Annotated in this window: 10 protein-coding genes; 5 read left to right on the top strand and 5 right to left on the bottom strand. The window is 73.9% G+C overall.

Annotated elements, in window-relative coordinates; all coding sequences use genetic code 11:
* Nucleotides 1–25: 25 nt before the first annotated feature.
* On the bottom strand, nt 26–460 hold the full coding sequence (locus ACI6PP_RS14870; RefSeq protein WP_421112385.1) for a type II 3-dehydroquinate dehydratase: 435 nt from the start codon (nt 458–460) through the stop codon (nt 26–28).
* 36 nt (nt 461–496) lie between these two features.
* Nucleotides 497–850 carry a LysM peptidoglycan-binding domain-containing protein gene (locus tag ACI6PP_RS14865; RefSeq protein ID WP_421112384.1) on the bottom strand — a complete coding sequence of 118 codons (354 nt, stop codon included), beginning with the start codon at nt 848–850 and terminating at the stop codon, nt 497–499.
* Nucleotides 851–1,164: 314 nt separating this feature from the next.
* Between ACI6PP_RS14865 and ACI6PP_RS14860 the strand changes: the two genes are divergently transcribed.
* From ACI6PP_RS14860 to ACI6PP_RS14840, 5 genes are all read left to right on the top strand, one after another.
* Nucleotides 1,165–1,560, top strand: coding sequence for a nuclear transport factor 2-like protein (locus ACI6PP_RS14860; protein WP_421112383.1), 396 nt, complete (start codon nt 1,165–1,167; stop codon nt 1,558–1,560).
* An 85-nt stretch (nt 1,561–1,645) separates the two neighbouring features.
* Nucleotides 1,646–2,401, top strand: a complete 756-nt coding sequence (gene lexA / locus ACI6PP_RS14855) for a transcriptional repressor LexA (protein ID WP_421112382.1) — start codon at nt 1,646–1,648, stop codon at nt 2,399–2,401.
* 47 nt (nt 2,402–2,448) lie between these two features.
* Nucleotides 2,449–2,952 carry a hypothetical protein gene (locus ACI6PP_RS14850; protein WP_421112381.1) on the top strand — a complete coding sequence of 168 codons (504 nt, stop codon included), beginning with the start codon at nt 2,449–2,451 and terminating at the stop codon, nt 2,950–2,952.
* Between the two features lie 178 nt (nt 2,953–3,130).
* Nucleotides 3,131–5,653 carry an ATP-binding protein gene (locus ACI6PP_RS14845; protein WP_421112380.1) on the top strand — a complete coding sequence of 841 codons (2,523 nt, stop codon included), beginning with the start codon at nt 3,131–3,133 and terminating at the stop codon, nt 5,651–5,653.
* Entirely contained in the window at nt 5,650–6,330 is a 681-nt protein-coding gene (locus tag ACI6PP_RS14840) for a response regulator (RefSeq protein WP_421112379.1), read from the top strand. The genes ACI6PP_RS14845 and ACI6PP_RS14840 overlap by 4 nt, the downstream gene beginning before the upstream one ends.
* Here the strand turns inward: ACI6PP_RS14840 and ACI6PP_RS14835 are convergent.
* The 3 genes from ACI6PP_RS14835 to hflX form a co-directional block, all read right to left on the bottom strand.
* Nucleotides 6,324–8,294 (bottom strand): ATP-dependent DNA helicase, encoded by a 1,971-nt coding sequence (locus tag ACI6PP_RS14835; protein ID WP_421112378.1) that lies wholly within the window; start codon nt 8,292–8,294, stop codon nt 6,324–6,326. The two genes, ACI6PP_RS14840 and ACI6PP_RS14835, sit on opposite strands and share 7 nt — an antisense overlap.
* A 96-nt stretch (nt 8,295–8,390) precedes the next feature.
* Nucleotides 8,391–11,750: an acetyl-CoA carboxylase family protein gene (locus ACI6PP_RS14830; RefSeq protein ID WP_421112377.1), complete on the bottom strand. Its 3,360-nt coding sequence runs from the start codon at nt 11,748–11,750 to the stop codon at nt 8,391–8,393.
* Nucleotides 11,751–11,827: 77 nt separating this feature from the next.
* A partial coding sequence (gene hflX / locus ACI6PP_RS14825; RefSeq protein ID WP_421112376.1) for a GTPase HflX occupies nt 11,828–12,986 on the bottom strand: 1,159 nt, incomplete at its 5' end.

Here is a 12,986-nt window from a genome sequence, read left to right as displayed (position 1 = left end):
GTGCTCTGCGTCCGGGGCTTCGTCGTCAGCGGCGCTCGGCCAGCAGGGCCAGGGCGTCGCGGTAGCCCTCCACACCCTTGCCCGAGACGGTCGCGACGCACACGTCGCGCACCACGGACACCTGGCGCCACGCGTCGCGCTGCGTGACGTCGGACAGGTGCACCTCGACCGCCGGCACCCCGGTGATCTCGAGCGCGTCGTGGATGGCCCATGCGTAGTGGGTCCAGGCCCCCGGGTTGAGCACGATGCCGTCGCTGGCCCCCCGCAGCGCGTGCAGGTGCTCGACGAACGCGCCCTCGTGGTTGGTCTGGAAGAAGCGGGTCTCGAGGCCGAGGTCGCGGCCGAAGCCGGCGACGGCCTCCTCGAGGTCGGCCAGGGTCTGGGTCCCGTAGTGCCGGGGGTCACGACGACCGAGCTGGTCGAGGTTCACGCCGTGCAGCACGTCGATGGTGCGGCTCATGGGCACCGAACCTAGGGCATCGACCGACGAGGACCGTCAGTACGCCGGGACCGCCACGCGCTGGCCGGGCTGCACGTCGCCGCCGCCGGTGAGGGCGTTGAGCTCGACGATGTCGTCGACGACGGCGCGCGGGTCGGCGTCGGGCGAGGCGTCGCGGGCGATGTCCCACAGGGTCTGACCCGGCTGGATGGTGACGGTCTGCGCGACCGCGGGGGCCGACGCCTCGTCGGTGGCGACGACGCGCGAGCCCAGGAACACCGAGGCCAGCGCCACCAGCACCAGGGCGGCCAGCACCACGACCACCCGGCCGCGACGGGTCAGCCGCAGCGGCGCCCGACGTGCGACGGGACGGGCGGGGATGGTGGTGCGCTGGGCGGTGAGGGTGCTCATCTGGTGCCTCCGGGGGAAGTCGGCTCGTACGGTGCTCGCTCGGTCTGCTCGAGCGGTGTTCGACAGATGTTCGATAGAACCTCTGTTCGATCGAACACGTGTACGACGATAGGGGCACCCGCCGACAGAATCGTGCACCCTCGCACATGTGTTCGATCGGCGTGTCGGGACGCGGTCGTCGAGCCGGTTCTCGCACCCGGTCGGATCGTCCGATTCGGGTGGTTCTCGCCCAGGTGCAGGAGATGAGACGCGAAGATTGCCAGAAGGTGAACTGCACCACTGACGTCAGGCGTCGGAATGCCTATGTTGAGCCCATGACCGACAAGATCGCCGTGGTCGAACGCTGGCTCGACGCCCTCAACGACGGCGACGTCCAGACGCTCGCGTCCTTGTCCAGCGCGGACATCGAGATCGTCGGCCCCCGCAGCAGCGGCTTCGGTCGCCCGCTGGTCCAGCAGTGGGCCGAGCGCGCCCGCATGACCGCGATCCCGCTGCGCTGGTTCAGCGGCCCGGGCAGCACGGTCGTCGCCCTGTGCGAGGCCACCTGGCACGACGCCGACGGTCGTCCCACCGACACCGACCAGGTGGCGATGATGTTCGAGGTCGACCGCCGCAAGGTGGCCTGCCTGGCCCGCTACCCCGAGCTCGACCGCGCGCTCAGCGTCGCCCGCCTCACCTCCATCGACGAGGTCGTGCACCAGGCCGCCTGAGCGCGCCCACTGGCCCGGACGGGCCGCGACACGCCAGTCGAACACATGTTTGAACGCGTCGTCGCTCGGGTCTACTGTGCTCGACATGAGCAAGCCGACTCCCCCGGGCCCCACCACCGACGACCTCGCGTCCACCGACGCCGACGTCACCGAGCTTCCTGACGGCCCGCCCGACGCGAGCGGCCTCAGCCCCCGCCAGCGCCGCGTGCTGGAGTTCCTCCGCGAGGCCATCGAGACCCGCGGCTACCCGCCCAGCATGCGCGAGATCGGGGCCGCGGTCGGGCTCACCAGCACCTCCTCGGTCGCCCACCAGCTCCGCAGCCTGGAGAAGATGGGCTTCGTCCGACGCGACCCCAACCGCCCGCGTGCCCTCGAGGTCTTCCTCCCCGACGGTCTGAGCCGCCGCGCGGTCGGCAGCGCGTCGGAGGCCGAGTACGACGAGACCGACCTCGGCAATCAGCGCCCGGTGCCCGCGTACGTCCCCATGGTGGGACGGATCGCCGCCGGTGGTCCGATCCTGGCCGAGGAGCGCGTCGAGGACGTTTTCCCGCTGCCCAAGTCTCTGGTGGGCGACGGCACCCTGTTCCTGCTCGAGGTGCAGGGCGAGTCGATGCTCGACGCCGCCATCTGCCCCGGTGACTACGTGGTCGTGCGGCAGCAGCCCAACGCCGAGAACGGCGAGATCGTCGCGGCGATGCTCGACGGCGAGGCCACCGTCAAGACATTCCAGCGCAAGGACGGCCAGGTCTGGCTACTCCCCCACAACGACGACTACGACCCCATCGACGGCACGCACGCCACGATCCTGGGCAAGGTCACCGCGGTCCTGCGCCGCGTCTGACACCGGCCGCTGTGGCGCGCGCCCGCGTCAGACGGCAGGATCGTCGCATGGCGAAGAAGAGCAAGAAGTCCGAGGACAAGCAGGTCAAGGTCGCGGTCAAGAAGGCGGTCAAGTCCGAGCGCAAGAAGCTGACGAAGGCGGTCCAGGCCGCCGAGGAGGCTGCGGCACGCGCGGAGAAGGCCGCCGCCAAGGCGGCCGGTCGCGCGAAGTCGGCGAAGAAGGCGTCCAAGAAGGTCTCGAAGAAGGCCGCGCCGCAGGAGTCGGAGTCGTCCGGCCTGGAGCCCGTCGACGCCGGTGAATCCATCGAGAGCGTCGCCCCCGAGGCCACGCCGCTGCAGAACGTCGCCCAGGACGCGCAGCTCAGCGACGCGTCCGCCAAGGTCGCCGGTGACCCGCTCGGCTCGGCGAGCGCCGACACCGAGACGCCGGCCGACGACCCCCACGTCGGGCTGACGCGCGCGCAGCTCGTCGTGCTCGCGGGCGAGCGCGGCGTCCCCAACCGCAGCCGCCTCACCAAGGCCCAGCTGCTCGAGGCGCTGCGCAGCCTCTGACCTGTGCCACCCCCGACGGGCCGGGACCGCTGCTGCGGTCCCGGCCCGTCCTGTGTCCGGCGGCTCTCGCCCCGTGGTGATGAGTCTGGCCGGGCCGCCGTGCTGCCCGGCGTGGTCGTTCGACGTGTCACCCGAGCCGGTCGCACACCGGTGCTGGTGCGGGGTGGAGACTGGCCCCATGACCAGGAGGCAGGGCCGGGGGCGGCTGCGGGTCTACCTCGGTGCCGCGCCCGGCGTCGGCAAGACCTACGCGATGCTGGCCGAGGCGCACCGACGCGCCGAGCGGGGCACCGACGTCGTCGTCGGGATCGTCGAGACGCACGGCCGTGCCCGCACCGCCGAGGCGCTCGGCGACCTCGAGGTGGTCCCCCGCCGGCTGGTCGACCACCGCGGCACGAGCCACACCGAGCTCGACCTCGACGCGGTGCTCGTCCGCGAGCCGGACGTGGTGCTCGTCGACGAGCTCGCGCACACCAACGTCCCGGGGTCGGGCCACGAGAAGCGGTGGCAGGACGTCGAGACGATCCTGGCCGGCGGCATCGACGTGGTGACGACGGTCAACGTGCAGCACCTGGAGTCGCTCAACGACGTGGTCGAGGCCATCACCGGCGTGCGCCAGCGCGAGACGGTGCCCGACGCCTTCGTGCGCGCGGCGGACGCGATCGAGCTGGTCGACATGAGCCCGCAGTCCCTGCGCCGGCGGATGGCGCACGGCAACGTGTACCCCGCCGACCGCGTCGACGCCGCGTTGTCCAAGTACTTCCGGGAGGGCAACCTCGCCGCCCTGCGCGAGCTGGCGCTGCTCTGGCTCGCCGACCGGGTCGACGAGGGTCTGGAGGCCTACCGCTCGTCCCACGAGATCGACTCGACGTGGGCCACGCGCGAGCGTGTCGTCGTCGCCGTCACCGGCGGGCCGGAGTCCGAGACGCTCCTGCGGCGGGCGGCCCGCATCGCGTCGCGCACCGCGGGTGGCGAGTGGCTCGCGGTGTACGTCGCCCGCCGCGACGGGCTGGTGGGCGCAGCACCGGACGTCCTGGCGCGCCAGCACCGGATCATCGGCGACATGGGCGGCACGTTCCACACGGTCGTCAGCGACGACGTCCCCACCGGCATCCTGCAGTTCGCCCGGGCCGAGAACGCCACCCAGATCCTCATCGGTGCCTCCCGACGGGGACGGGTGTCCGCGCTGCTGCGGCCCGGCGTGGGCGAGACCGTCATCGCCCGGGCCGACGACGCCGACGTGCACGTGGTGGCCCACGACTACGCCCGCGGGCGCGGGGCCGACCCCCGCCGGTCGCGGGCCTCGCTCGGGCGCCGTCGCACCGTCGCCGGGTACGCGCTCGGGCTCGTCGGCCCGTTCGCGCTCACCGGCCTCCTGCGCGTCACCGCCGACCTGCACGGCCTGCCGTCCGAGGCGCTCGCGATGATGGCGCTCGTGGTGGCCACGGCCCTCGTGGGTGGTCTGGTGCCCGCGCTCCTCGGCGCCGTGCTGAGCGGCGTGCTGCTCAACGTCGCCTTCACTCCCCCGGTCGGGACGCTGGCGATCTCCGACCCGGAGAACGTGGCCGCGATCGTGGTGTTCCTGGTCGTCGGCGCGGCGGTCGCGTCCGTGGTCGACCTGGCGGCACGGCGCTCGGCGCAGGCGCTGCGGGCCGGCGCCGAGGCCGACGCGCTCGCGGTGCTCGCCCACAGCCTCCTGCACGCCGGCGACGACCTGCCCGAGCTGCTGGCGCAGGCCACCGAGGTGTTCGGGATGCAGGGCGCCGCGATCGTCTCCACCTCGGCGACGGACCCGTCGGTGCTGGTCTCGCACGGCGACGCCCCCGGATCGGTGGCCCAGTCCGACGTCGACGTCCCTATCGACGACGCCACCTCCCTGGTGCTGCGGGGACGCACGCTGGAGGCGGCCGACCGCCGGCTCGTCACGGCGTACGCGGCCCACGCCGCCGTGGTCATGCAGCGACGGGCGACGATCGCCGACACCCTGCGCGCCCGCGAGCTGACCGAGGGCAACCGCGTGCGGACGGCCCTGCTCGCCGCCGTCTCGCACGACCTGCGCAGCCCGCTCGCCGCCACCAAGGCGGCGGTGTCGTCGCTGCGCAGCGACGAGATCGCGTGGTCGCCCGACGACGAGGCCGAGCTGCTGCGCACGATCGAGGAGTCCACCGACCGGCTCGACTCCCTGGTCGGCAACCTGCTCGACCTCAGCCGGCTCGAGACCGGCGTCGTCCGTCCCCAGCTCGCCGAGGTCGACCTGCTCGCGGTGGCCCGCAGCACGGTCGCCACCGTCACCGACCCCACCCGGTTCTCGGTCGTCGAGTCCGACGCCCCCACCGGTGCGGCCGACCCCGGCCTGCTCGACCGGGTCGTCGCCAACGTCTGCGAGAACGCGCTCACCCACACCCCGCCCGGCCCGCCCATCGAGCTGCTCGCCTCGGACTACCGGGACGACGACGGACGCCACCGGGTGACGCTGCGCGTCGTCGACCACGGTCCGGGGGTCCCCGCGGCCCAGGCCGAGACGATCTTCGCGCCGTTCCAGCGGCTCGGTGACGTCCCGGCCGGGGACGGCGTGGGCCTGGGCCTGGCTGTCGCGCGCGGGCTCACCGAGGCGATGGGCGGCACCCTCACCGCCGACGACACCCCGGGCGGTGGCCTGACGATGGTGGTCGAGCTGCCCGTCTGGGAGGACCCGTCGTGACCTACGTGCTCGCCGTCGACGACGACCCCGGCATCCTGCGCACCCTCGCGATCAACCTGCGGGCTCGCGACTACCGGGTGCAGACCGCCGGCGACGGTCGGTCCGCGCTCCAGGTGGTGGCCGAGGAGGTGCCCGACGTGATCCTGCTCGACCTCGGGCTGCCCGACATCGGGGGCGTCGACGTGATCCGTCAGGTGCGCTCGTCCAGCTCGGTGCCGATCGTGGTGCTGTCGGCCCGGCACGAGTCCGACGACAAGGTCGAGGCCCTCGACGCCGGGGCCGACGACTACGTCACCAAGCCGTTCGGCATGGACGAGCTGCTGGCCCGCGTGCGGGCCGCCGTCCGACGCGCCGCCCCGGTGGACGCCGCCCGCCCACCGGTGCTGGCCGGCGCGCTGACGATCGACCTCGACGACCGCCGCCTGGTCCGCGACGGCACCGAGGTGCACCTGACGCCGACCGAGTGGCGGCTGGTCGACGCCCTCGTCAGCGCCCAGGGCCGGCTGGTCAAGCAGGCCGACCTGCTCCGCACCGTGTGGGGCCCGTCGTACGAGCGCGAGACCAACTACCTGCGCGTCTACCTGGGCACCCTGCGACGCAAGCTCGAGGACGACCCGTCACGCCCGCGGCACTTCCTCACCGAGCCCGGGCTGGGACACCGGTTCGTCGCTCACTGACGGGCGGTCGCGGCCTCGTCGAGGCGGCGGAGCGCGCCGAGCACCCGCTCGCGGTCGGTGGTGCGCCACATCGGCGGCAGCGACGACGACAGGAACGAGCCGTAGCGGGCGGTGGCGAGGCGGGCGTCCAGGATCGCCACGACGCCCTTGTCGGTGTCGCGGCGGATCAGCCGGCCGGTGCCCTGCGCGAGCAGCAGCGCCGCGTGGGTGGCGGCGACCTGCATGAACCCGTTGCCGCCGCGCTTCTCGACGAGCTTCTGGCGCGAGCTCATCAGCGGGTCGTCGGGCCGCGGGAACGGGATCCGGTCGATGATCACCAGCTGGCAGGTGTCGCCGGGCAGGTCGACGCCCTGCCACAGGCTCAGCGTGCCGAACAGGCAGGCCCGGGGGTCCTCGACGAACCAGCGGGCGAGCGTGGGCAGCTGGGCCTCGCCCTGGCAGAAGATCGGCAGGTCGGGCAGTCGCTCGCGGATCGCCTCGGTGACGGCTTCGGCCGCGCGCCGGGAGCTGAACAGCGCCAGCGTGCGACCGCCGGCGGCCTCGACGAGCGCCGCGACCTCGTCGATCTGCGCCTCGCCGGGACCCTCGCGCCCGGGCGGCGGCAGGTGCTTGGCGACGTAGAGGATGCCCTGGCGGCCGTAGTCGAACGGTGAGCCGACGTCGAGGCTGCGCCACGGCACCTCGTCGTCGTCCTTCCACAGCCCGAGGCCCGACGCGACGGAGTCGAAGCCACCACCGAGCTGCAGCGTGGCGCTGGTGAGCACCACCGTCTTCTCCTTGAACAGGTTGTCGCGCAGCGACCAGGCGACGTCGATGGGCGCCACCCGCAGGTCGTCACCGCCGGCGGCGTCGCGTCCGTTCACCCAGACGACGTCGGCGTCCGAGCCCGACGACATCTGCTCGGCGACCTTGCGCACCTCGTCGACCATGCCCCGGGCCTGCTGACGGACGGCGTCGTCGGCGTCGTCTCCTCCGGGCTTGCCCTGCTCCTTGGGCATCGCCGAGAAGCACGCCCGCGCCGCGGACGACACCAGGCGCAGGGCATCGGCGAGCTGGTCGGGCAGGGCGTCGAGCCGTCCGGGCTGCAGCGCGGCGATCGCGTCGCGCAGGGCGTCGGAGGCGTCCTCGAGGTCGTCGGCCTCGCTGCCACGCACCAGCGGACGGGCCCGTCGCGCGGCGCGCTCGACCATGACGGGGAACAGCTCGCGCGTCGCGGCCTGGGTGACGCGGGCCGCGAGCTCGTGCGCCTCGTCGATGACGACGGCGTCGTACTCGGGCAGCATCGGCACGCCGTCGATCGCGTCGATGGCCAGCAACGCGTGGTTGGTGACCACGACGTCGGCCTCCAGCGCCCGCTCGCGGGCACGCTCGGCGAAGCACTCGGTGGCGTACGGGCAGCGGGTGGCACCGAGGCACTCGCGCGCGTGGACGCTGATCTGGCGCCAGGCGCGCTCGGTGTGGGTGGGTGCGGAGTCGCGGTCGCCGACGTCACCGGACTCGGCAGCCTCCTCGGCCCAGCCGCGTAGCGCCAGCACCTCGGCGCCCATCGAGCCGGTGGGCACCTCGACGTCGAGCGTGCCCTGGTCGTCGGGCGCCCCCTCGCGCACGCGGTGCAGGCACGCGTAGTTGCCGCGTCCCTTGACCACGGCGGCCTTGGGCACCCGCGGCAGCGTCGCCTTCGCCGCCGCCAGCAGCGCGGGGATGTCGCGCTCGAGCAGCTGGTGCTGCAGGGCGAGGGTGGCCGTGGCGACCACGACGCGCTTGGGGTGCAGGATGCTCGGCACCAGGTAGCCCAGGGACTTGCCCGTGCCGGTGCCGGCCTGCACCAGCAGGTGCTCGCCCTCGGCTAGGGCGCCGCGGACGGCCTCGGCCATCTGCACCTGCCCGGGGCGTTCCTGGCCGTGGACGGCGTCGATCGCCGCGGTGAGCACGTCCTTCACGTCGGGCTTGGTGGTCGCGGGCACCACGCGAGGCTACCCGGTGCGCGTCGCCCGTCGGACCGCCCGTCCACAGGCGTCAGAACCCGCGGACCGATGCGTCGGACGTCGCGGATCGCGGGATCAGGAGAAGAGGGTGCGGATCCAGCGACGGGTGTCGGCGGGGTCGATGACGTCGTCGATCTCGTAGGAGGACGCAGCCGACAGGGCGGTGCCCTGGGCGTAGGCCTCGGCCACCAGCTTGGCGAACAGCGCGTCGCGGGCGACGGGGTCGGGCTCGGCGTCGAGCTCGCGGCGGAAGCCCAGGCGCACGGCGCCCTCGAGCCCCATGGCGCCGATCTCGCCGGTGGGCCAGGCCACCACGAACGACGGCGCGCGGAACGAGCCCGACGCCATCGCCATCGCGCCGAGACCGTAGGCGCGGCGGAGCACGACCATCCCGTACGGGACGCTCAGCCGGGCGCCCTCGACGAACAGTCGGCTCAGGTGACGCACGCCGCCGTCGCGCTCGGCGTCGGGCCCGACCATGAAGCCGGGGGTGTCGCACAGCGCCAGCACGGGGACCCCGTGGTCGTCGCAGGTGCGCCAGAACCCGGCGAGCTTCTGGGCGGCCTCGACGTCGATGGCGCCCGACAGGTGGTCCGAGCTGTTGGCCACGACGCCCAGCGGACGCCCGTCCACCCGCGTCAGCGCGGTGACCATCGAGGGCCCGTGCTCGGGGGCGAGCTCGATCACCGAGCCGGGGTCGGCGAGCGCGTCGACGGCGGCGCGCACGTCGTACGCCCGCAGACGGTCGGCGGGGACGACGTGGCGGGCGACGCGCCGGTCGGGCGGTGCGGGCGACGTCCGCGGGCCCTGGAACCAGCCGACCACGTCGCGAGCCGTGGCCACGGCCTCGGCCTCGTCGGCGGCGAGCACGTGGATGACGCCGGTGCGGCGGTGCACGTCGACGGGGCCGATCTGCTCGGGCGTGTACGTGCCGAGGCCGCCGCCCTCGACCATCGCCGGGCCGCCCATGCCGATGGTCGCGTCGGGCGTGGCGATGACGACGTCGCACATGCCGAGGAGCGCGGCGTTGCCCGCGAAGCAGCGGCCGGAGACCACGGCGACCAGCGGGACCCGGCCACTGAGACGTCCGAGCGCGGCGAAGGTGCCAAGCTCGAGGCCGGACGTCCCCTGCGCGTCGACGTCACCGGGACGACCGCCACCACCCTCGGGGAACAGGACGACCGGCAGCGACCGCTCGGCCGCCAGCTCGAGCAGCCGGTCGGTCTTGGCGTGGTTGCGGGCGCCCTGGGTGCCGGCGAGCACCGTGTAGTCGTAGGAGAGCACCGCGACGCGGGCCGCCTGGGTGCCCACGTGCGCGGCGTTGACGGTGGCCAACCCGCACACCATGCCGTCGGCGGGGGTGTTCTCGACCAGGTCCTCCTCGGACCGGCGTCCCCGTTGGGCGGCGACCGCCAGCGGCCCGTGCTCGACGAAGCTCCCGCTGTCGACCAGGTCGGCGATGTTCTCGCGCGCCGTCCGCCGGCCGCGCTCGTGGACCGCCGCCACGTGACGACCGCGCGCGGCGTCGAGGCCGATCTCGTGGCGGTGCAGGACGCGCGCGAGGTCGTCGCGGACGAGGTCGAGGTCGACCTCGGCGTCGGGCTCGGGCTCCTCGTCGTCGTCGGCCGTCGCCCTCACGTCGTAGGTGAGGACGGCGTCGCCGACGGCCACCGGGGCGCCGCGCGAGACCAGCGGCTCGCCGACGACGAGGTCGGCGGGCGCCTGGAGCACGTGGTGCATCTTCATCGACTCCACGAGGGCGACCGGCTCGCCCTCCCCCACGACGGTGCCCGGCGGGGCGAGCTCGATGACGGTGCCCGGCACCTCGGCGTGGAGCACCTGGCCGGTGTGCGCGACGGCGTGCGGGAGCAGCACCTGTCCCGCACCGCCGATCGTGTCGGCCCGGTGGGAGGAGCGCTGCGGCTGCTGTGCCTGCTGCACCGGCTCCAGCACCTGGTCGGGCACGACGTCGGGCTCGGGGTCCAGCCGCTCGGCGGTGGTCAGCAGGTCGGGCAGTCGCCGCTCGAGGTAGTCGGTGCCCACGGCGCCGCGCCCGAACTCCTCGTCGCGCAGGATCGCCTGGAGCAGGCCGCGGTTGGTGCGCACACCCTCGAGCGCGAAGTCGTCGAGCGCCTGCGCGCAGCGCTCGGCCGTGCCGGCCACGGAGTCGCCACGCACGGCGGTGACCACCTTGGCGAGCAGCGAGTCATACCGCCCGCTCACCTCCAGGCCGACGCCGGCGTAGGTGTCGACGCGGATCCCGGCGCCAGCGGGCGGGGCGAACGCGGTGACGGTGCCGCTCGTCGGGCGCGTGGTGCCGTCGGCCAGCACCGTCTCGGCATTGACGCGCGCCTCGATGGCGATCCCCTCGGGCCGCAGCGGCACGCCGCTGACGTGCTCGCCGTCGGCGCCGACGACCACCACGCCGCCCGGCAGCCCCAGCTCGGGGAACACCGCACCGCGGGCGATCTCGATCTGCGTCGCCACCAGGTCGACGCCGGTGACGGCCTCGGTGACGGTGTGCTCGACCTGCAGACGGGGGTTGACCTCGCAGAACACGAACTCGTCGCCCGACACCAGCATCTCGACGGTGGCGATCCCCCGCAGCCCCACGGACGCGGCCAGACGGGCCGCGGCCACGTGGAGCCGGCGGCGGACGCCGTCGCGCAGCCGCGGGGCGGGCGCGATCTCGACCAGCTTCTGGTGGGCGCGCTGGACGCTGCAGTCGCGGTCGCCGAGGGCCAGCACCGTGGTGACGTCGGGGTCGTCGGCCGACGGCGCCCCCACCACCTGCACCTCGACGTGACGGGCCCACTCGACGAGCCGCTCGGCGTACAGGTGGCCCGAGCCGGTGAGCGCCTCGGCCTCGGCGGTGCAGCGGGCGAAGGCCGCGTCGACGTCGTCGGCATGGCGGACCTCGGCCATCCCCCGCCCGCCGCCGCCGCGGACGGCCTTGATCATCACGCCGTCCGGGTGGCGCTCGAGGAAACGCCGCACCTGGTCGGGGCTCGTCGGCGCCCCGGTGCCGGGCAGCGTGCGCAGGCCCGCGGCGCGGGCGGCGTCGCGGGCGGCGACCTTGTCGCCGAAGCGGTCGAGCACCGTCGGCGACGGTCCGACGAACGCCAGGCCCCGGTCGGCGCAGGCGCGCGCGAACGCGGCGTCCTCGCTGAGGAACCCGTACCCGGGGTGCACGTAGTGCGCGCCGTGCGTGACCGCGGCCGCCAGCAGTGCCGCCTGGTCGAGGTAGGCCCACGGGCCGTCGCCCGGGAGCTCCACCCGGTGGTCGGCGAGACGCACGTGCGGGCTGCCTGCGTCGTCCCGCGAGTGGACCGCGACGGTGCGCAGACCGCGGTCGCCGGCGGCGCGGACCACCCGGAGGGCGACCTCGCCGCGGTTGGCCACCAGCAGCGTGTCGACGTCTCCGAGCGGGGTCACCCGCGTCAGGTTACCCAGCCCGGTCGGCTCTCACACCTGTCGTCCCTGGGACCACCCGAAGGGGCGGGACGACGTGGTCAGCCCGGTGCGGCGACCGTGGTCCCGAAGCCCTCCAACGAGCCGGCGAGGTCCTCGTTGACCCGCGCGACGACGTGCGTGCCGTCGGCGGTGTGGTCGACGACGTCGATGTCGCCGAACGAGTGGATCTGGTTGAGCAGGTCGCCGCGCTCGTAGGGCAGCAGCACGTCGACCGACACCCGCGGCGACGGCAGCTCGGCCTCGAGCGCCGCGATCACGTCGTCGATGCCCTCACCCGTGCGCGCCGAGCAGACGACGACGTGCGGCTCGCGGCTGCGCAGCCGGGCCAGCACGAGCGGGTCGGCGGCGTCGGCCTTGTTGACCACGATGATCTCGGGCACCTCGTGCGCGTCGACGTCGAGGAACACCTCGCGCACCGCCGCGATCTGGCCCTCGGGGTCGGGGTGCGACCCGTCCACCACGTGGAGCACGAGGTCGGACTCGGCGACCTCCTCCAGCGTCGAGCGGAACGCCTCGATCAGCTGGTGGGGCAGGTGCCGCACGAAGCCGACGGTGTCGGCGAGCGTGTAGACGCGGCCGTCCTGGGTCTCGGTGCGCCGCACGGTCGGGTCCAGGGTGGCGAACAGGGCGTCCTCGACGAGCGCACCGGCGTCGGTGAGCCGGTTCAGCAGGCTGGACTTGCCGGCGTTGGTGTAGCCGGCGATCGCGACGGCCGGCACCTCGTGACGTCGACGCTGCGCCTTCTTGGTCTCGCGCGTCTGCCCCATCTGCTTGAGCTCGCGACGCAGCTTGGCGACGCGGTCGTTGATGCGCCGACGGTCGGTCTCGATCTTGGTCTCACCGGGGCCACGGCCACCGATGCCCTCGCCGCCGGCGGCGCGTCCACCGGCCTGGCGCGAGAGGTTGCCACCCCAGCCGCGCAGGCGCTGGGTCATGTACTGCAGCTGGGCGAGCTCGACCTGCGCCTTGCCCTCGCGGCTCTTGGCGTGCTGGGCGAAGATGTCGAGGATCAGGGCCGTGCGGTCGACGACCTTGACGCCCGTCTTGTCCTCGAGGTTCCTCAGCTGCGACGGGGCCAGCTCGCCGTCGCAGATGACGGTGTCGGCCCCGGTCTCGTGGACGACCGTCTTGAGCTCCTGCACCTTGCCGCTGCCGATGTAGGTGGCGGGGTCGGGCTTGGGACGGCGCTGGATCATG

The organism is Solicola agrisoli, from assembly GCF_049059935.1.
GTDB lineage: Bacteria > Actinomycetota > Actinomycetes > Propionibacteriales > Nocardioidaceae > JAURVT01.
This window is presented reverse-complemented; position numbering and strand designations above follow the sequence as displayed.